The 19,580-nt window shown below is 60.6% G+C and carries 19 protein-coding genes; 8 read left to right on the top strand and 11 right to left on the bottom strand.

Going from position 1 to position 19,580, the window contains the following annotated elements:
• Positions 1-81 precede the first annotated feature (81 nt).
• The 5 genes from relA to RGV33_RS08275 form a co-directional block, all read right to left on the bottom strand.
• Positions 82-2,325: a GTP diphosphokinase gene (gene relA, locus RGV33_RS08295; protein WP_322143852.1), complete on the bottom strand. Its 2,244-nt coding sequence runs from the start codon at positions 2,323-2,325 to the stop codon at positions 82-84.
• A gap of 135 nt (positions 2,326-2,460) precedes the next feature.
• A complete protein-coding gene (gene rlmD, locus RGV33_RS08290; protein WP_322143851.1) occupies positions 2,461-3,813 on the bottom strand; it encodes a 23S rRNA (uracil(1939)-C(5))-methyltransferase RlmD in 1,353 nt (450 codons plus the stop codon).
• Positions 3,813-4,715, bottom strand: coding sequence for a cysteine synthase CysM (gene cysM / locus RGV33_RS08285; RefSeq protein WP_322143850.1), 903 nt, complete (start codon positions 4,713-4,715; stop codon positions 3,813-3,815). The genes rlmD and cysM overlap by 1 nt, the downstream gene beginning before the upstream one ends.
• A gap of 258 nt (positions 4,716-4,973) precedes the next feature.
• Positions 4,974-5,576, bottom strand: a complete 603-nt coding sequence (locus tag RGV33_RS08280; RefSeq protein ID WP_322143849.1) for a tRNA-uridine aminocarboxypropyltransferase — start codon at positions 5,574-5,576, stop codon at positions 4,974-4,976.
• A 6-nt stretch (positions 5,577-5,582) separates the two neighbouring features.
• Positions 5,583-6,476, bottom strand: coding sequence for a LysR family transcriptional regulator (locus RGV33_RS08275; protein WP_003210734.1), 894 nt, complete (start codon positions 6,474-6,476; stop codon positions 5,583-5,585).
• A 240-nt stretch (positions 6,477-6,716) separates the two neighbouring features.
• On the opposite strand from RGV33_RS08275, the gene speB reads away from it, so the two are divergent.
• From speB to RGV33_RS08255, 4 genes are all read left to right on the top strand, one after another.
• Positions 6,717-7,667 carry an agmatinase gene (speB, locus tag RGV33_RS08270; RefSeq protein WP_083357426.1) on the top strand — a complete coding sequence of 317 codons (951 nt, stop codon included), beginning with the start codon at positions 6,717-6,719 and terminating at the stop codon, positions 7,665-7,667.
• On the top strand, positions 7,667-8,092 hold the full coding sequence (locus RGV33_RS08265) for a YybH family protein (protein ID WP_322143848.1): 426 nt from the start codon (positions 7,667-7,669) through the stop codon (positions 8,090-8,092). The genes speB and RGV33_RS08265 overlap by 1 nt, the downstream gene beginning before the upstream one ends.
• Before the next feature lie 21 nt (positions 8,093-8,113).
• The gene (locus RGV33_RS08260) at positions 8,114-9,619 is read left to right on the top strand and encodes a purine-cytosine permease family protein (protein WP_322143847.1); all 1,506 of its coding nucleotides are present in this window, start codon (positions 8,114-8,116) and stop codon (positions 9,617-9,619) included.
• 111 nt (positions 9,620-9,730) lie between these two features.
• Positions 9,731-11,113, top strand: coding sequence for a sodium:solute symporter (locus tag RGV33_RS08255; protein WP_322143846.1), 1,383 nt, complete (start codon positions 9,731-9,733; stop codon positions 11,111-11,113).
• A gap of 231 nt (positions 11,114-11,344) precedes the next feature.
• On the opposite strand, the gene RGV33_RS08250 is transcribed toward RGV33_RS08255, so the two are convergent.
• A complete protein-coding gene (locus RGV33_RS08250) occupies positions 11,345-11,467 on the bottom strand; it encodes a PA1414 family protein (protein ID WP_003193089.1) in 123 nt (40 codons plus the stop codon).
• Between the two features lie 142 nt (positions 11,468-11,609).
• A complete protein-coding gene (ptrR, locus tag RGV33_RS08245; RefSeq protein ID WP_322143845.1) occupies positions 11,610-12,503 on the bottom strand; it encodes a putrescine utilization regulator PtrR in 894 nt (297 codons plus the stop codon).
• Between the two features lie 102 nt (positions 12,504-12,605).
• On the opposite strand from ptrR, the gene RGV33_RS08240 reads away from it, so the two are divergent.
• Positions 12,606-13,814, top strand: a complete 1,209-nt coding sequence (locus RGV33_RS08240) for an MFS transporter (RefSeq protein WP_322143844.1) — start codon at positions 12,606-12,608, stop codon at positions 13,812-13,814.
• On the opposite strand, the gene RGV33_RS08235 is transcribed toward RGV33_RS08240, so the two are convergent.
• From RGV33_RS08235 to RGV33_RS08225, 3 genes are all read right to left on the bottom strand, one after another.
• The gene (locus tag RGV33_RS08235) at positions 13,726-15,168 is read right to left on the bottom strand and encodes an NCS1 family nucleobase:cation symporter-1 (RefSeq protein ID WP_322143843.1); all 1,443 of its coding nucleotides are present in this window, start codon (positions 15,166-15,168) and stop codon (positions 13,726-13,728) included. The two genes, RGV33_RS08240 and RGV33_RS08235, sit on opposite strands and share 89 nt — an antisense overlap.
• Positions 15,169-15,379: 211 nt before the next feature.
• Positions 15,380-15,787 carry a DUF2177 family protein gene (locus RGV33_RS08230; protein ID WP_322143842.1) on the bottom strand — a complete coding sequence of 136 codons (408 nt, stop codon included), beginning with the start codon at positions 15,785-15,787 and terminating at the stop codon, positions 15,380-15,382.
• Between the two features lie 111 nt (positions 15,788-15,898).
• Positions 15,899-16,735: a S1 RNA-binding domain-containing protein gene (locus RGV33_RS08225; RefSeq protein WP_322143841.1), complete on the bottom strand. Its 837-nt coding sequence runs from the start codon at positions 16,733-16,735 to the stop codon at positions 15,899-15,901.
• Positions 16,736-17,058: 323 nt separating this feature from the next.
• Here RGV33_RS08225 and RGV33_RS08220 point away from each other — a divergent pair, with 323 nt between their 5' ends.
• The 3 genes from RGV33_RS08220 to RGV33_RS08210 all read left to right on the top strand — a co-directional run bounded on the left by RGV33_RS08220 (position 17,059) and on the right by RGV33_RS08210 (position 19,104).
• A complete protein-coding gene (locus RGV33_RS08220; protein ID WP_003210722.1) occupies positions 17,059-17,238 on the top strand; it encodes a hypothetical protein in 180 nt (59 codons plus the stop codon).
• A gap of 207 nt (positions 17,239-17,445) precedes the next feature.
• The gene (locus RGV33_RS08215; RefSeq protein ID WP_322143840.1) at positions 17,446-18,171 is read left to right on the top strand and encodes a TorF family putative porin; all 726 of its coding nucleotides are present in this window, start codon (positions 17,446-17,448) and stop codon (positions 18,169-18,171) included.
• Between the two features lie 66 nt (positions 18,172-18,237).
• Positions 18,238-19,104, top strand: coding sequence for a DUF6279 family lipoprotein (locus RGV33_RS08210; RefSeq protein ID WP_322143839.1), 867 nt, complete (start codon positions 18,238-18,240; stop codon positions 19,102-19,104).
• 3 nt (positions 19,105-19,107) lie between these two features.
• Here RGV33_RS08210 and RGV33_RS08205 read toward each other — a convergent pair whose 3' ends face one another.
• Positions 19,108-19,500, bottom strand: coding sequence for a transcriptional regulator (locus RGV33_RS08205; protein WP_322143838.1), 393 nt, complete (start codon positions 19,498-19,500; stop codon positions 19,108-19,110).
• Positions 19,501-19,580 lie beyond the last annotated feature (80 nt).

The following is a 19,580-nucleotide window of genomic DNA, read 5'->3' as shown; positions in this document are numbered from 1 at the left end:
TCAATACATCTGAAATACCGAGGCGTCTGCATCGCAGGCAAGCCAGCTCCCACACAAGCCCGGCTCCCACAAAAAAATGGGTTATGGCGTGCGATTACGCCGGGTTTCAATGATGTTCGGCAACTGGGAAATACGCCCCAGCAACCGACCCAACGCGTCCAGCCCCGGAATCTCGATGGTCAGGGACATCAACGCCGTGTTGTCCTCTTTATTCGAGCGGGTGTTGACCGCCAGCACGTTGATCCGCTCGTTGAGCAGCACCTGCGACACATCACGCAGCAGCCCGGAGCGGTCGTAGGCTCGGATGACGATGTCTACCGGGTAGGTCAACACCGGCACCGGGCCCCAGCTGACCTGGATGATCCGCTCCGGCTCGCGCCCGCCCAGTTGCAACACCGAGGCACAGTCCTGACGGTGAATGCTCACCCCGCGGCCTTGAGTGATGTAACCGACGATGGCGTCGCCCGGCAATGGCTGGCAACAACCGGCCATTTGCGTCATCAGGTTGCCGACGCCCTGGATCTGGATATCGCCCCGCTTGCCCGGCTTGTAGCCCGTGGCCTTGCGTGGAATCAGTTCCAGTTGCTCGCTGCCACGCTCCGGTTCAACCAGTTGCTGGGCCAGATTGACCAACTGCGCCAGGCGCAGATCGCCGGCACCGAGGGCGGCGAACATGTCTTCGGCGATCTTCATGTTGGCCTTTTCGGCCAGCTTGTCGAAGTCCACCTGCGGCAAGCCCAGGCGGCCCAACTCGCGCTCAAGCAAGGTTTTGCCGGCGGCGACGTTCTGGTCACGCGCCTGCAATTTGAACCAGTGGACAATCTTCGCCCGCGCCCGGGACGTGGTGATGTAGCCCAGGTTCGGGTTCAACCAGTCGCGGCTCGGCGTACCGTGCTTGCTGGTGATGATCTCGACCTGTTCACCGGTTTGCAGGCTGTAGTTGAGCGGCACGATGCGCCCGTTGATCTTCGCGCCACGGCAGTTGTGGCCGATCTCGGTGTGCACGCGGTAGGCAAAATCCAGCGGCGTGGAGCCCTTGGGCAGGTCGATCGCATGGCCGTCAGGGGTGAAGATATAGACCCGGTCGGGCTCGATATCCACCCGCAGCTGGTCGGCCAGGCCGCCGATGTCGCCCAGTTCTTCGTGCCATTCCAGCACCTGGCGCAACCAGGAGATTTTCTCTTCGTACTGGTTGGACCCGGCCTTGACGTCGGTGCCCTTGTAGCGCCAGTGCGCGCATACCCCCAGCTCCGCCTCTTCATGCATGGCGTGGGTGCGGATCTGCACTTCCAGCACCTTGCCTTCGGGGCCGATCACTGCCGTATGCAACGAGCGGTAACCGTTTTCCTTGGGGTTGGCGATGTAGTCGTCGAATTCCTTGGGGATGTGCCGCCACAGTGTGTGGACGATACCCAGCGCGGTGTAGCAGTCGCGCATTTCCGGCACCAGCACCCGCACGGCGCGCACGTCGTAGATCTGGCTGAAGGCCAGGCCCTTGCGCTGCATTTTGCGCCAGATGGAATAGATGTGTTTGGCCCGGCCGCTGATGTCAGCTTCAACACCGGTGGCCTGCAACTCCGTGCGCAATTGGCTCATCACGTCGGCGATGAAACGCTCACGGTCGAGCCGCCGCTCATGGAGCAGCGTGGCAATCTGTTTGTATTGGTCGGGCTCCAGGTAACGGAAGGACAAGTCCTCCAGCTCCCACTTGATATGGCCGATGCCCAGGCGGTGGGCCAGTGGCGCGTAGATGTCGAACACCTCGCGGGCGACGCGGTTGCGCTTTTCGTCGTCGGCGGTTTTCACCGCACGAATCGCGCAGGTACGTTCGGCCAGCTTGATCAGCGCGACGCGTACGTCGTCGACCATCGCCACCAGCATCTTGCGCAGGTTTTCCACCTGGCCCTGGGTGCCCAGCACCATGGACTGGCGCGGGCTGAGGCTGGCACTGATCGCCGCCATGCGCAGCACGCCGTCGATCAGCTTGGCCACCACGGTGCCAAAACGCTGGCTGACGGTGGGCAATTGAATATGCCCTTCGCGCACGCCGCGATACAGCACCGCCGCGATCAGTGAATCCTGATCGAGCTTGAGATCGGCGAGGATCTCGGCGATTTCCAACCCGGTGCGAAAGCTTGAAGTGCCTTCGGCCCACAGGTTCTTCGCCGCATTGTCTTGCTGTTCAGACTCACGAGCGAACTCGCAGGCTGCTTTCAAGGCTTCACGGTCCAGTGCCGGGTCGACACTGACGGCATGATCCAGCCATGCCTCGAGATTGATACTGCCGTCGGTGTTGATCGGCTGGTGTGCTCTCACCTGTACCATCTTGCTTACCTTCCCTACGACGCACCTTTTAGTGCGTCAAAATCATCGCTGACCTGCTTTACAAAAAAGCTCGTGCACGCTCCCTGGCAGGTCACAGGCCCAGGAGATGCAGGCCAGTCGGATTAAACGGGCATCCTAGCCCGCTTCAAATAACGCCATGGCCTCGACATGGGCCGTCTGGGGAAACATGTCGAGGATCCCGGCACGTTTTAGCCGGTAGCCTTGCTTGACCAACTCGACCGTGTCCCGCGCCAGCGTGGCTGGGTTGCAGGACACATACACCAGGCGATCAGCCCCCAGGGTGGCGAGCTTGCGCACAACCTCCAGGGCACCATCGCGGGGTGGGTCCAAGAGTACCGCAGAAAAGCCCTGTTGGGCCCATTCCGCGTCGGTCAAAGGCTGGGACAAATCGGCCTGAAAAAACTGCACGTTATGCAAATTATTGCTGACAGCATTCTGCGCTGCCCGGTCCACCATGGCCTGTACGCCTTCCACCGCCACTACTTCCCGCACTTGGCGGGCCAGCGGCAGGGCGAAGTTGCCCAAGCCACAAAACAAATCCAGCACCCGCTCGTCGGGCTTGGGCGCCAGCCATTCCAGGGCCTGGGCGACCATCGCCGTGTTGACCAAGGCGTTGACCTGCACAAAGTCTCCCGGGCGGTATGCCAACTGCAAATCCCACTGTTCCAGACGATAGCCCAAGGCCTGGTCTGGTTCGAACGGCTGCGGTTGGCCCTCGCCATGCAGCCACAGTTGCGCTTCATGGAACGTGCAAAATTCCTGCAGGATCGTCAGGTCCGCTTCGGACAAGGGCGCCATGTGTCGCAACAACACGGCAATCGACGAGCCACTGAACAATTCCACATGCCCCAACGCCTGAGGTTTGCTCAAGCGCCGCAGCATGTTTGGCAAGCGCTGCATGATCGGCTGCAAGGCCTGTACCAGCACGGGGCAATCGTCGATGGCGACGATGTCCTGGCTGGCCACGGCGCGCAAGCCCACCTCAAGTTTCTTCGCCTTGGCATCCCAGCGCACGGCCACGCGGGCACGGCGGCGGTAGCCGAATTCCGGCCCGCTCAAAGGCGCGGCCCACTCTTGGGGTTCGACACCTGCCACGCGGGATAATTGCTCGGCGAGCATGCGCTGTTTCAGGGCAAGTTGTTCGTCATGGGGCAAGTGTTGCAGGCTGCAACCGCCGCAGCGGCCGGCATGCACACAGGGTGCCGGGCGGCGCAGTTCGCTGGCGGTAAAGACTCGCTCGGTGCGCGCTTCGACCACTTTGCCGTGGGCGCCCAACACCCGGGCTTCAACCTCTTCACCGGCCAGGGCACCCACCACAAACCAGGTGCGGCCTTCAAAGAACACGATGCCGCGGCCGTCGTTGGCCAGGCGCTCGATGGTCAGGCGCTGCTTCTTGCCTACAGGGATCTGTGGGGCCCGGCTGCCGCCCGTCGGTTGGAAGCGCAGGCCTCTCTCGTGCTTGGCCATCAGTTGGGCGCGTCGAAAATGCCGGTCGACAGGTAACGGTCGCCACGGTCACAGATGATCGCGACGATCACCGCGTTTTCCAACTCCTGGGACAAGCGCAACATCCCGGCCACCGCACCACCGGACGACACGCCGCAGAAGATGCCTTCTTCACGGGCCAGACGGCGGGTGGTGTCTTCGGCTTCACGCTGGGCCATGTCGATGATGCGATCGACGCGAGCCGCGTTATAAATTTTCGGCAAGTACTCTTCGGGCCAACGACGGATCCCCGGGATCGACGCGCCTTCCATGGGTTGCAGGCCGACGATCTGGATGTCGGGGTTCTGCTCCTTGAGGTAGCGCGAGTTGCCCATGATGGTGCCAGTGGTGCCCATCGAACTCACAAAGTGGGTGATGGTGCCCTGGGTCTGGCGCCAGATTTCCGGGCCGGTGGTGGTGTAGTGCGCCTCGGGGTTATCCCCATTGGCGAACTGGTCCAGCACCAGGCCACGGCCTTCGGCAGCCATACGCTCGGCGAGGTCGCGCGCGCCTTCCATGCCTTCTTCCTGGGTGACCAGGATCAGCTCGGCGCCATAGGCGGTCATCGCCGCCTTGCGCTCGGCGCTGCCGTTGTCGGGCATGATCAGAACCATCTTGTAGCCCTTGATCGCCGCGGCCATGGCCAGGGCAATCCCGGTGTTACCGGAGGTGGCTTCGATCAGGGTGTCGCCGGGCTTGATCTGCCCACGCAACTCGGCGCGGGTGATCATCGACAACGCCGGGCGGTCCTTGACCGAGCCGGCCGGGTTGTTCCCTTCGAGCTTGAGCAACAAGGTGTTGCTGGTGTTGCCCGGCAGGCGCTGCAAGCGGACCAGCGGGGTGTTGCCGACGCAATCGGCGATGGTGGGGTACTGCAAGGTCATGGCGTATTCGCAATCCAGACTGCGGGGGCGCCCATCATACCGGGAAAGGCTGGCGGGCCATATCACGCAAAGTGTGGTGCTTATCGCTTAATGGAATAAGCAGAATCTAGAGCCCGCAAACACGTAGTGAGACACACCCGATGTTTTTGTGTAGCAGCTGTGGAGCCCCCGCGAGGCTGCGTCGGGGGCGGCGCAGTCCTTTGCCTGGCGCGAGAGCGGCGGTGCGGCAGACGTAGCCTCGCTGGCGCTCGACAACTGCTACGGAGATTGCGTGCCGTGGTTGCGTCGGTACACTTCCTGCCCCATCGCGGCAATTTGCCCGTCGATCAGCGCCTCAAATGGTTTCAATAACGGCTCAAATAAGGTCGGGGCTTCAAGCACCTGCAATGCCTGCACGATAGCTTCCACCGTCGACAATGCCCCGGGCCCCGGCGCCTTGCGCAGCCGGTAACGGGACACGGCACCTTCCGCCAGCGTCACTCTTGGCAACGCCGCCAGCAAAGGGTTGAGGTGCAGCAATTTGCGCGCTTTGCGCCAGGTACCGTCCGGCACTACCAGCAGCAACGGTTCGTCGGATGGTGTGTAGGCCCGCAACGGTTGCGCGTCCTCGCCCGGAAATAACAATCGCGCCTGATAGCCAGGAGGACTCAACAACGCCTGCAACTCCTCAAACACCTCCCCCACTATCAACTGCGCATTCACCAATCCCAGCGCCGCCAACCGGGCGGTATTCAATGCGTGATTGACCTCACTCGGATGCTGCAACAGCAACACGCGAGTACGGCTATCCAGGCTTGGGATCAGCGCACACAGGCAGTGAGTGGTGGGCCGCAGGCAGCGGGAACATTGGGATCTGGACATGGGTTTTCAGGCCTGGTTGAGCTGGGCTTTAAGTAAATCGCGGAAGGTCTGGATCAACGGCTCGCGGCTGCGGCCCCGGCGCATGATCATCGAGAACGGCGCCTGGTAACCGAAGGTCGCCGGCAGCAATACCCGCAAGTCGCCCTTGTCGGCCCAAGCCTGGGCGTAGTGTTCCGGCAGGTAGCCGATATAGGCGCCGGACAGCACCAGGATCAATTGCGCCTCCATACTTTCGACCGTGGCCGCGCTGTGCTTGAAGCCGTGGCGTGCGAGTTCGGCCTGGCTCCAGTAACCACGCCCGACCATGCGTTGCTGGGTGATCACTTGCTCGGGGATCCGCCGCTCATTGAACAATGGATGGCGGGTGCTGCAATACAGCCAGTGCTGTTCGCGGTACAGCGGCATATAGATCAGCCCGCTCATGCGGTTGGAGAAGGCACCGATGGCCAGGTCCAGGCGATTGTCCTGGACCCCGAGCTGCAACTCATAAGGGCTCATCACCGACAGGTGCAAATGCACCGCCGGGTGTTCCTGGCTGTAGGCACCGATGACTTCGGCAAACGGCAGGGCCTTGTCGCTGACGGTGGAGTCGAGCACGCCCAGCTTCAGGGTGCCGCGCAATTCGCCTTTCAGTGCCGCGGCGTATTGCTCAAAGCCTTCCAGTTCACCCAGCAGGCGCAACGTTTCCTGATGGAACAGCTCGCCCTTGCTGGTGAGACTGAAACCGCCCCGGCCGCGATGGCACAACACCAGGCCCAACGCGGCTTCCAGCTGGCTCATATACGTGCTGATGGCCGAGGTCGACAGGTTGAGTTCGTGCTGGGCATTCGCGAAACCCTGGTGCCGCACGACGCTGACGAATATGCGCAGGAGTTTCAGGTCGGGCAAGGCGTTGGCCATAAGATCTCCAAGTAACACAAAACCTGTAGGAGCTGGCTTGCCAGCGATGCAATTCACTCGGTGCGCCTGTTACACCGAGGCGCCTGCATCGCTGGCAAGCCAGCTCCTACAGTTGCAGCCGAGTTTACCTTAAGCGTTAGTTTAGAAAAATCTGAACTAAGTATTTGCCCCTGCCGATTCTTCCCTTCCCCTGCATTTCGCAGAATCGGCCCCTAATAAACACAACGATGAGGCAATCCCGTGGACAAGATTTTCCACCAACCACTGGGCGGCAACGAAATGCCGCGCTTCGCCGGCATCGCCACCATGATGCGTCTTCCCCACTTGCAATCGGCCAAGGGCCTGGATGCCGCCTTCGTCGGCGTGCCCCTGGACATCGGCACCTCCCTGCGTGCCGGCACCCGTTTCGGGCCGCGGGAAATCCGCGCTGAATCGGTGATGATCCGCCCTTACAACATGGCCACCGGCGCCGCACCGTTTGACTCGCTGTCGGTTGCCGACATCGGCGACGTGGCGATCAACACCTTCAACCTGCTGGACGCCGTGCGCATCATCGAAGAAGCCTACGACGAGATCCTCGAACACAACGTGGTTCCGATGACACTGGGCGGTGACCACACCATCACCCTGCCGATCCTGCGGGCGATCCACAAGAAACACGGCAAGGTCGGGCTGGTGCACATCGATGCCCACGCCGACGTGAACGATCACATGTTCGGCGAGAAAATCGCCCACGGCACCACTTTCCGCCGCGCGGTAGAGGAAGGCCTGCTGGATTGCGACCGCGTGGTGCAGATCGGCCTGCGCGCCCAGGGCTACACCGCCGAAGACTTCAACTGGAGCCGTAAACAGGGTTTCCGCGTGGTCCAGGCCGAAGAATGCTGGCACCACTCGCTGGCGCCCCTGATGGCTGAAGTGCGCGAGAAAGTCGGCGGCGGCCCGGTGTACCTGAGCTTTGATATCGACGGCATCGACCCGGCCTGGGCGCCTGGCACCGGCACCCCGGAAATCGGTGGCTTGACCACGATCCAGGCGATTGAAATCATCCGCGGCTGCCAAGGCCTGGACCTGATTGGTTGCGACCTGGTAGAAGTTTCGCCGCCGTATGACACCACCGGCAACACCTCGCTGCTGGGCGCCAACCTGCTGTACGAAATGCTTTGCGTACTGCCTGGCGTGGCGCACCGCTGATGAACGCGCAGGCTGAGGTATTAAACGCCGCGGCCGACCTGGTGTCGGCCTTCGCCCGCAATGACCGCGCCGCCTACTTCGGCGCGTTCAGTGCCGACGCCAGCTTCGTGTTCTACACCCTCCCCCAGCCGCTGCTGAGTCGCGATGCCTACCAGGCGTTGTGGGACAGCTGGCGCCGGGACGACGGTTTTGAGGTGCTGTCCTGCACCTCAAGCAACGCATTCGTCAGCCTGCAAGGTGACGTCGCAGTATTTGTGCATGACGTGGCCACCGAGCTGCGCATGAACGGGGAGCAATTCTTTAGCCAGGAACGCGAGACCATTGTCTTCAAACGACAAGGTGATCGCACACAACAAAAAGAAGGCCTGTGGCTGGCCTGTCACGAACATTTGTCCGCTATGCCGGAAGGGCTGCCGCCCCCTTAGCCAATGTGATCGGAGCTGATCATGAATAATAAAAACAACGAAAATAGTATTCGCAACATAGAAACCAACGGCGTCGAACAGATCCCGGACCACGAACGTACCGCCGGGCCGAAGGATTTGTTTCGCCTGATTTTCGGCGGCGCCAACACCTTCGCCACCGCCGTGCTGGGGAGCTTTCCGGTGTTGTTTGGCTTGTCGTTCCAGGCCGGCGTCTGGGCGATTGTGCTTGGCGTGCTGGTGGGCGCGGTGATCCTCGCGCCCATGGGCCTGTTCGGCCCGCTCAATGGCACCAATAACGCCGTGTCTTCCGGTGCGCACTTTGGTGTGCACGGGCGGATTGTCGGCTCGTTCCTGTCACTGCTGACGGCGATCGCGTTCTTCTCACTGTCGGTGTGGAGTTCAGGCGATGCGCTGGTAGGCGGCGCGAAACGCCTGGTGGGGTTGCCGGAAACCGACCTGACCCTGGGCCTGGCCTACGGCGTGTTCGCCATTCTGGTACTGACGGTGTGCATCTACGGCTTTCGCTTCATGCTGTGGGTCAACCGCATTGCCGTATGGGCGGCGAGCCTGCTGTTCCTGCTGGGTATCTTCGCCTTCGCGCCTGCCTTTGATAGCCACTTCGCCGGCACCGTTGCCCTCGGCCAGACTGGCTTCTGGGCGGCGTTTATCGGTGCGGCGCTGGTCGCCATGAGCAATCCGATTTCCTTCGGTGCGTTCCTCGGTGACTGGTCGCGCTACATCCCGCGGGAAACCTCGAAGATGCGGATCATGTTGGCGGTAGTGCTCGCGCAGATCGCAACCTTGATCCCGTTCCTGTTCGGCCTCGCCACCGCCACCATCGTGGCGATCAAGGCACCGGACTACATCGCGGCCAACAACTATGTCGGCGGCTTGCTGGCCGTGGCACCGAGCTGGTTCTTCCTGCCGGTGTGCCTGATCGCGGTAATCGGCGGCATGTCCACTGGCACCACCTCGCTGTATGGCACCGGGCTGGACATGTCCAGCGTGTTCCCACGGTTGCTGTCGCGGGTCAAGGCGACGCTGCTGATAGGGGTGATGTCGATTGCCTTCATCTTTATCGGACGTTTCGCCGCCAACCTGGTGCAGAGCGTGTCGACCTTCGCCGTGCTGATCATCACCTGCACCACGCCGTGGATGGTGATGATGATCATCGGCCTGATCGTACGCCGGGGCTACTACTGCCCGGACGACCTGCAAGTGTTCACGCGCGGTGAAACCGGCGGGCGCTACTGGTTCAGCCACGGCTGGAACTGGCGCGGCCTGGGGGCCTGGATCCCGAGTGCGCTGGTGGGCCTGTGCTTCGTCAACCTGCCGGGGCAGTTCGTGGGGCCGTTGGGCAACCTCGCCGATGGCATCGACATCAGCTTGCCGGTAACGCTTGGCCTGGCCTCGCTGGTGTACCTGACACTGCTTCGCGTGTTCCCTGAACCGGCCTCGGTCTACGGGCCGACTGTGGCGAGGGAGCTGGCTCCCGCGGGGCTGCGCAGCAGTCCCGAGGCCGCCTGATGAGTTGCGTGAAATGGATTGGGGCTGCTGCGCAGCCCAGCGGGAGCAAGCTCCCTCGCCACACAGCCCCCTTTAGCCCCACATAAAAAAGATAATCGGAGACCCGCCGTCATGGCATTAGATCTATTCGTCGTCCTCATCTACGCCGCCGGCATGCTGGTGCTCGGCTACTACGGCATGCGCCGGGCCAAGACCCATGAAGACTACCTGGTGGCCGGCCGCAACCTCGGCCCGACGCTGTACATGGGCACCATGGCCGCCACGGTGCTGGGCGGCGCGTCCACCGTCGGCACCGTGCGCCTGGGCTATGTGCATGGCATTTCCGGGTTCTGGCTGTGCGCCGCGCTGGGTGCAGGCATCATTGCGTTGAACCTGTTCCTGGCCAAGCCGCTGCTGAAGCTGAAAATCTTCACCGTCACCCAAGTGCTGGAAAAGCGCTACAACCCCATGGCCCGCCAGGCCAGTGCGGTGATCATGCTGGCCTACGCGCTGATGATCGGCGTGACCTCGATCCTCGCAATCGGCACCGTGCTGCAAGTGCTGTTCGACCTGCCGTTCTGGATGTCGGTATTGGTGGGCGGTGGTGTGGTGGTGGTGTATTCGACCATCGGTGGCATGTGGTCACTGACCCTGACCGACATCGTGCAATTTGTGATCAAGACCGTCGGCCTGATGTTTATCCTGCTGCCAATCTGCCTGTACCGCGTCGGCGGCTGGGATGAACTGGTGGCCAAGCTGCCCGCGTCGAATTTCAGCTTCACTGAAATTGGCTGGGACACCATCATCACCTACTTCATGATTTACTTTTTCGGCATCCTGATCGGCCAGGACATCTGGCAGCGGGTGTTCACTGCCCGTGACGAAAAGGTTGCCAAGTACGCAGGCACCTTCGCCGGCTTCTACTGCATCCTCTACGGCCTGGCCTGTGCGCTGATCGGCATGGCCGCCCACGTACTGCTCCCGGACCTGGACAACGTCAACAATGCGTTTGCCGCCATCGTCAAAGTCTCGCTGCCGGACGGTATCCGCGGCCTGGTCATCGCCGCTGCACTGGCCGCAATGATGTCTACCGCCAGCGCCGGCTTGCTCGCTGCTTCCACCGTATTGACCGAAGACCTGCTGCCGCGCCTGCGCGGTGGTAAACAGTCGAGCTTGAATATCAACCGCCTGTTTACCTTGCTGACGGGCATTGCCGTGCTGGGTATCGCACTGGTGGTTACCGATGTGATCAGCGCGCTGACCCTGGCTTACAACCTGTTGGTGGGCGGCATGCTGATCCCACTGATCGGGGCGATTTTCTGGAAGCGTGCAACGACTTCCGGGGCAATAACTTCCATGACCCTGGGCTTTGTGACTGCGCTGGTGTTCATGATCAAGGATGGCCTGGATGCCAACACGCCGATCTACTACAGCCTGGGCGTGGGACTGGTGAGTTTTGTGCTGGTGAGCGTGTTGTCGCGCCGTCCGGAGGCTGCAGCGGCACGGGCGATCTGAATGAACAGTTGAAAGAAGCTTTCTTCAGCGGGTGCGACGTCGGATGTCGCACCCGTTTTTTTTTGCGGTTACACAAAACAAATGTGGGAGCGGGCTTGCTCGCGAAGGGTGTGTGCCAGTCAGCACATGTATCGACTGGCACACACCCTTCGCGAGCAAGCCCGCTCCCACACTAAATTCTCTGCCTTTGCCAATTGCGCCCAAACACAGGTGCTTGAGCGCTTTAACGCCTTACCTGCGACGCGGGCGCCGCTGCTCGTCATCGGTGCGGATCGGCACCGGCTGCAGTGGCGGCTCGATCAAGCCAAGCGCAACACCGAGGTCGTGGAGCCAGTTCTGGATTTTCTCTTTCATGGTTGCCCCCTTTGAGGGTAATGCTGGTAGGCGTAAGTTCTGTCGCCTTTTCCTACAGTGATAGTAGCCCTAAGTCCTACGCATTGCTTGAACGAAACCACAACGAACTATTACAGGATTGATTCAAATCCTGACGGATCGTTCAAGCAATCGCTCGGGGTTCGGTTTCCAGTAGCACCTTGCCCTCTTGCTGCAGGTCAATCCACGCATTGAGGTTAGCGCCGAGCATGCCCTTGCGCCACATCAACCACGTGGTGGCGCGGGCAAAAGGCTCCGCCAGCGGATGAATGGACACGCTGTCCTTGCCCGGCAGGCTGTCGAGCATCGATTCCGACATCAACGCCACGCCGGAACCGGCGATCACACAGGCCAGCATGCCCTGGTAAGACTCGATCTCGATGGCTCGGCCCATGGCCACGCGGTCGTGGGAAAACCAGGCTTCCAGGCGCGCCCGGTAGGAACAACTGCGGCGGAATGTGAACACCGAGCGGCCGGCAACATCCTGTGGCCCGCGCACGGGCGGGTGATCCGCTTCGCAAATCAGCAGCAAGCGCTCTTCGCACAGTGGCACGCCGTCGAGGGTGGCCAGCGCCAACGGCCCGTCCACCAGCGCAGCGTCCAGCCGGCCGGTGATCAAGCCTTCCAGCAGCTCACCGCTGGGAGCCGATTGCACTTGCAGGTTCACCATCGGATACGCCTTGTGATAGCGCGCGAGCAGCTTCGGCAAATGAATCGCCGCGGTGCTGTACATGCTGCCGAGCACAAAGTCGCCGGCCGGTTGCCCGCCCTGCACCGCACCATGGGCTTCATCATGCAGGGCCAGCAAGCGCGCGCTGTAGTCCAGCAGCACTTTGCCGGCGGGAGAAAGCTGCAAGCGCTGGCGCTCGCGCACGAACAGTTCGACACCGAGCTGTTCTTCCATCTGTTTAAGCCGGGTCGACAGGTTGGACGGCACCCGGTGCAGGCGTTCGGCAGCACGGGTGATGGAGCCCTCCTCGGCCACGGCCTGGAAAATCCGCAATTGACTAAACTCCATCACCTTTCTCCAAAACTGAACAAGTTGCTCACTATTATTCATTTTTACAGAAAGTCAATCCGCATTAGCCTGAAGGTCACTCGCTCCTCGCAGGAAATGACCATGTCACCGCTGATCCGCTTACTCGCCAGTTTTATTGCCTTGATGATGGCCATGGGCATTGGCCGCTTCGCGCTGACGCCGCAAATGCCGCACTTGCTCAGTGAAGGGCAAATCGACCTGACCGGCGCCGGCCTGATTGCGGCGGCCAATTACCTGGGTTATTTCGTCGGCGCGGTGGACTCGATCTTTGCCCGCAGCCATCACCATGTGCGCGCACGTTTGTACGGCGGGCTGTGGTTGTGTGTGCTGCTGACCTTTGCATCGTACTGGGCCCATGGGTTCTGGCCGCACCTGCTGCTGCGTTTCGGGACCGGTGTGGCGAGCGCCTGGGCGTTGGTGATGATCACCAGCCTGAGCCAGCCGCTGGCAATTGCCGCTGGGCGTCCACGCCTGGGTGCACTGGTGTTTGCCGGGCCGGGGCTGGGGATTCTGTTGACCGGGTTGTTGGCGCTGGGCTCCAACCTGCTGGGCCAAAGCTCTGCAACCTTGTGGCTGGTGTATGGCGTGGTTGCGCTGGTGATGCTGCTGGCCATCCTGCCGTTTTTACCCAAGCCTTCCACCACCAGCGCGCCCGTTGCCAGCCACACCGACGTGGTCCGCAACGGCAGCATCACACACCTGTGCTGGATCTACGTGTTGTATGGGCTCGGGTACATCATCCCGGCGACGTTCCTGTCCCAGATGGCCAGCGCGCAATTCAAGGGCGCCTGGCAGGCGGACTTGTTCTGGCCCTGCTTTGGCCTTGCCGCCGCAATTGGCGTAGTGGTGACGAGCCTGCGCCGCAAAGACCCCAACACCACCCGCCGCTGGCTGATGACGACCCTGTGGCTGCAAGCGGCTGGGGTGTTTGCCTGCCTGCTGGGCAACGGTTGGGGCCTGGCGCTGGGGGTGTTGCTGTGCGGCGGGCCATTCCTGGCGTGCATGCAACTGGTGATGGCGCGCTTGCGCGAGGTGGCCCCCCACGGCTATCAGCGCAGCACCGGGTTGCTGACCGCCAGCTTTGCCATCGGCCAATTGGGCGGGCCATTGCTCGCGTCGGTCAGCAGCCACCTCAGTGGCGGGCTGCAACCGGCGCTGGTGGTCGCCGGCGCCGGTTTGTTAGTGGCAGGCTCGGTGCTGGTCAGCCGACAACCATCGGCGCAGGTGCGCGAACCCGTTCACGCCGCGCCAACACCAGGAAAAACAGCCCACCCAGGAAGCAGCCGGTAAACCAGGCGAAGTTGGCCATGCCCTGCAGCGCCGGGGTGAAGGTGATCGCGACGCCCACCAGCGTCGCGGGCACCAGCGCCTTGACCGCCGTCCAGTTCACGCCGCCGTCAAAGTAGTAGCGACCGCTCGGGCTGTCATCGAACAGTGCATCCACATCGATCTTCTGCTTTTTGATCAGGTAGAAATCCACCAGCAAAATCCCGAACAGCGGCCCGATAAACGCCGCGAGGATGTCGAGGGTGTAGTGGATCATCAGCGGGTTGTTGAACAGGTTCCACGGAGTGATGAAGACCGAGGCCACCGCAGCGATCATGCCGCCGGCGCGCCAGCTGATTTTGCTCGGTGCCACGTTGGCAAAATCAAATGCCGGCGAAACGAAGTTGGCGACGATATTGATGCCGATGGTCGCCGTGACAAACGCGAATGCCCCGAGCAGCACGGCCATGTTGTTGTCGATACGTGAGACGGTGGCGATCGGGTCGTGGAGCATTTCGCCAAACACCGGCAAGGTCCCCGAGACGATCACCACGGTGACCAGGGAGAACGCCAGGAAATTGACCGGCAAGCCCCAGAAGTTTCCGCGACGCACGTCCTTCATCGTGCGGCAGTACCGGCTGAAATCACCAAAATTCAAGGTAGGCCCCGAAAAGTACGACACCACCAAGGCCGTCGCCACGATGATTTGGCCGAAGGCCTGCCAACCGGACAGGGACTTTTCCGCCAGGGTGAAGTTGATATTGGCCCAACCCGCCTTCCAGACGATCCAGCCTGCCAGGGCGAACATCACCGCGTAGACAATCGGGCCCGCCCAATCGATAAAACGACGGATGGACTCCATGCCGGTCCAGAACACCAGCGCCTGGAGCGTCCACAGGCTGAGGAAACCGAACCAGCCCAAGTAAGAAAGGCCAGCAAAATGCGGTTCTGCATAGACCGCCATCTGAGGGAAAAAGCGCAGCACCACAATGATCAATGCGCTGGACGCCAGGTACGTCTGAATCCCGTACCAAGCCACCGCGATCAAGCCGCGAATCACCGCAGGGATATTCGCCCCGAAGACGCCAAACGCCAACCGGCAGATCACGGGATAAGGCACCGCTGCTTGTTGGCTCGGCTTGGCCACCAGGTTGGCGATCAATTGCACAATGCAGATCCCGGCGAGCAGGGCGATCAACACCTGCCAGCTGGCCAACCCGAGGGCAAACAGGCTGGCGGCGAATACGTATCCGCCGACGCTGTGCACGTCACTCATCCAAAAGGCGAAGATGTTGTACCAGTTCCATTTTTGCGGCAGCGGGCCCAAGTCCTGGTTATACAGGCGCGGGCTGTAGCCTTTGGGCAATTGTTCGGACATCGCAGGGCTCCTCGTAAATACCGGACTGCCACCCGCGACGGGAGTGCGTACGGGAGGCGGCATGGTTTGTATACGAGTTGATGAGCAGAATGCGTGCCAATGGCAGGAAACTCGGCACAATCCCTCTGGAACAGGGGTTGCGAGCATCACCCTGCGTGAGGGGCGTAATCCAGGTTCGCTCAGGGATGGTGCAGTTCAATCCTGTACACAATCAATTGTGCACCCTGCGTGCACATTGATAGCCCACGGTGCAGCAAACCGCGCTCAGGAAGGTACCCCAAGCGATGTCCATGACCGCCAATCCGGCGGACCAGCCCTGCAACGTCGCCCAATTGCTCAGGTCATACGTGCCGTAAGCCACCAGGCCCAATAATGCGCCAAGCCGCGCGGCACGTGGCCAGCCGCCGTTCGTTAACGCGGGAAGCACGACGAACACCACGCAACCGAAGACATAGAGGAGATAGAACGCCACGGCCGGAAACAGGCGCGGCTGATCAAGCATCAGCGGGCCGAGCAGCGCTTTGTAGGTCGGGCCCATGAGTACGCCGAGCCACAGGCCGTCCAGGATCAGAAAGGCAAGCAAAGTGCCGAGGTAGGCAGACAGGTTCTTCCTGGACATTCGCTTGATCCTTGTAGGAGCTGGCTCGCCAGCGATGGCGTTAGTTAATCACCGCAAGGCTGGTGGGCCTCATCGCCGGCAAGCCGGCTCCTACAGAAGAGCAAACCGCGATCAGCTTAGTTCAATGCGATCCGCGTGAATCACAATGTGACCTTGCTTGTAGAGGGCGCCGATGGCCTTCTTGAAGTTGCCTTTGCTCACGCCGAACAAACTGCTGATCAGCGCCGGGTCGCTTTTATCACTGACCGGCAAGGTGCCGTTGTTGTCGCGCAACTTGGCGAGGATCTTCGAGTTCAGGCTGGAGGCTGCTTCTTCACCCACCGGCTGCAGGCTGAGGCTGATATTGCCGTCGGCGCGGATTTCCTTGATGAAGCCTTTCTCTTCCTTGCCCGGGCGCAGGAACTTGAACACTTCGTTCTTGTGGATCAGGCCCCAGTGCTTGTTGTTGATAATCGCCTTGAAGCCCATGTCGGTGGCTTCGGCCACCAGCAAGTCAACTTCCTGGCCAACCTTGTAGGTGGCCGGGGTCTTGTCCAGGTAACGGTCAAGGCGTGCGGTGGCGGTGATGCGCTTGGTGTGTTTGTCGAGGTAGACGTGCACCACGCAATATTCACCGGCGGTCATCTGGCGCTTTTCTTCGGAGTAAGGCAGCAGCAAATCCTTGGGCAGGCCCCAGTCCAGGAATACACCAATGCTGTTGACTTCAACCACTTTCAGACTGGCAAAATCACCCACCTGTACTTTTGGTTTTTCGGTGGTGGCGATCAGTTTGTCATCGCTGTCCAGATAAATAAAAACGTTGAGCCAGTCTTCATCTTCACTGGGAATATCCTTGGGGATATAACGATTGGGCAAAAGGATTTCACCCTCTTGATCACCGTCCAGGTACAAACCAAAGTTAGTGTGTTTAACCACTTGCAAGCTGTTGTAGCGCCCGACTAAAGCCATTTCCAATACCCTCATTGCGTGGGCGGCATTCTACCCGAGTTGACGGCGGCGGTCCCGTGTACCGGCGCACGGGCCTGAAAAATCGTGGGTTTGCCAGTCACCGCCCCGCTCGTCAGATGATCAGCCTGAATCCTGCCAGCGCCCACGGCATATTTTCCCGAGGGTTTCGAGTTAAAACAGCGAGTTAGGTGGGTATTTCACTGATTAATCGCGGGCAATTCATAAACCCGCCGTATATTTCAGGGGGATATTTGCCAAGCAATTGTCAAGCATTTCATGTACGATGCATGGCCAAGTTAATTTTCTACAGGTTAGTGGCCGCCATGCGCGTAAAAGCATCCAACAGCAAAGCAAAGCCAGCTCCCGCCGTTGAAACCAGCGAATCGATCAACAGCCAAATTGCTGCATTCCTCAAGCAGGGCGGCGAAATCCAGCAGATCGCCAAAGGCGTAAGCGGCCAGACTTTCGGCCCGTCCAAGCAGATCACCCTGGGTAAAAAGTAATATTGCGCATTCCACCTGGTCCCTATGCGCTTTGCCTTTCAAGGCGCTAGGACTAGAGCCCGCAGCACCCTCCTGATACACCCCTTTTTACACCAAGCGACGAACGGGCGTTATCTGCGAACCATCGCCGGTATGCTTGCACACGTCTAGATCGGGCATTTGCCTGATATTTCCCGTTACTGCTCCTCGCTTTTCATGGAGTGAAGCATGCTCAAATCCTGCATTTTCCTGGCCTGTGCCCTGTTAGCCAGCCCCCTTGCCGAAGCGCAGGTTTTCCAGCGTGAACTGGGTGATTTCGACCTCAAATTGGGCACAACGCCCAGCCGCAGCATGGCCCAAGGTTTGGTAAAGCCCACTGCGCCCGGGAGCGACTCGTTCCATGGCGGCCTGGACCTGAGCCACGGCAGCGGCCTGTACCTTGGCCAATTCTCACCAAGCATGGGGATTTCCCCTACAAGCAACCTGGAAGTTGATTCCTACCTGGGCTTCAAGCATCCCTTTGACCAGACCCTGGGTTATGAACTGGGGATGATTCACTACAGCTATCCCAAGTTGAGCCCACTCGACAGCCAGGAGTTCTACGGCGGCCTGACCTTGCTGGGCAACCGCTTCGGCGCCTCCTTCAGCAACGACCCGGACCGCCAGGACAGCACCCTGTTTGCCGACCTCGGCGGCACCAAGCCTTTCGGCATCGGCGTCAGCATGAAATACACCACCCACCAGTTGGGCGCTCCGGTGTCGGTGGCCGATGGCGGCTCCATCCGCAGTTTCAGCGACTGGTCGGTGCAATTCTCCCGGCCGTGGATGGGCGTTGACCTGAACCTGATCTACAGCGATTCCAGCCTCAGCGGCGGCGATTGTTCGGCTTATTCCGGACACAACTCGCAATGCGACGGACTATTGACCTTGAAGGCAGAGCGAGCATTTTATTGATGAGCTGAACTGTCGTCGCCCTGACGGGTTCAGATGCCATACCCTCATCTGCGCAAGGACTCGCCCATGCTGCGTCGGTTAAAATTATTGGTGGTGTTGCTGATGTTCAGCCTGGTGCTTGCGGGCTGCAATCGGGTGGGCCTGGCCTATCGCAACCTGGATGTGATCATCCCCTGGACCCTCAGCGACTACCTGGACATGAACGCCGGGCAAAAGAGCTGGTTCAACGACACACTCAAGGAACACCTGGCCTGGCATTGCACCACGCAATTGCCGGGCTACCTGGATTGGCTCGACCGCCTGCAACAGATGGTCGACAACAATCAGGTGACCGACGCCGCCCTGCAAACCCGTACCGCTGAGGCCAAGCAAGCCATTGCCGAGAGCGCCCGCGCAATCACGCCATCCGCCATCGAATTATTGCAGGGGCTCGACGATCAACAAGTGCAGGAAATGGAGCAAGCCTTAGCCAAAGACCTGCGCAAGCGCCAGGACGAATACCTCAAGCCGCCCCTGGAACAGCAGATCAAGGAACGTGCCGAGCGCATGAACAAGCGGCTGGACGCATGGTTGGGGCCATTAAGTGCCAGCCAGCAGAATCGTGTCACCGCCTGGTCAATCGCCCTGGGCGAGCAGAACCAACAATGGATCGGCAACCGCGCCCATTGGCAGGCGCAGTTTATCGCGGCGGTCAAAGATCGCCACAGCGGCGACTTCCCCAAGAAGATCGAGCAACTGCTGGTGGACCGCGAAAGCCTGTGGACCCCGGAATATCGCCAGGCTTACGCCCAGACAGAAACCGCAGCCCGCAGCCTGATTGTCGACCTGATGGCCGAAAGCACCGTGCAGCAGCGCCAGAAGCTGACCCAAAAGATCGACAAGGTGCGCAGCGACTTCAAAGCACTTAAATGCCTGAAGGCCGGCACCCCGTAATCGTCAGGCAATTTGGGCTTTTGAGGCCACTTCATCGAACGTCGCCGGATCCAGCGCATCCGCTTGCTGGTCCAGTACCTCACGTGGGTGATTATTGCCGGGGATACAGCTGTCGATCAGGCTCAAGAGCTGTGAGCCGCGCTGCGTCAAGATGAAGTTCTCACCGTTTCCGCCTTCATCCTCCGGGCGGGACTCAATAAAACCACGGTCCAGCAGGAGCTTTTCGTACTCGGTGGCCGTCACTTTCAACTCATCCAGGTTACCCACCTCTTCACCGTTCGCGGCCTTGGCGGCCGCTTCCTGCTCCGCATAGGGGCGTGGCGTAAAGCTGTGACCGGCGCTGTTTTGTACTTCATGCAGCAGGCGTTCGAGTAGATCCCAATTGTAAGTCGTCATCCTGATTCCTCCAGAAGGCACACGAAAATAGGCCCTTCAAAGGTGTGACATGCCGGACCCATCGTCCGTTCAGCCTAGCG

This window comes from Pseudomonas sp. Bout1 (genome assembly GCF_034314165.1).
GTDB lineage: Bacteria > Pseudomonadota > Gammaproteobacteria > Pseudomonadales > Pseudomonadaceae > Aquipseudomonas.
The sequence above is the reverse complement of the archived record's forward strand: the minus strand, read 5'-3'. Positions and strand labels throughout refer to the sequence as shown.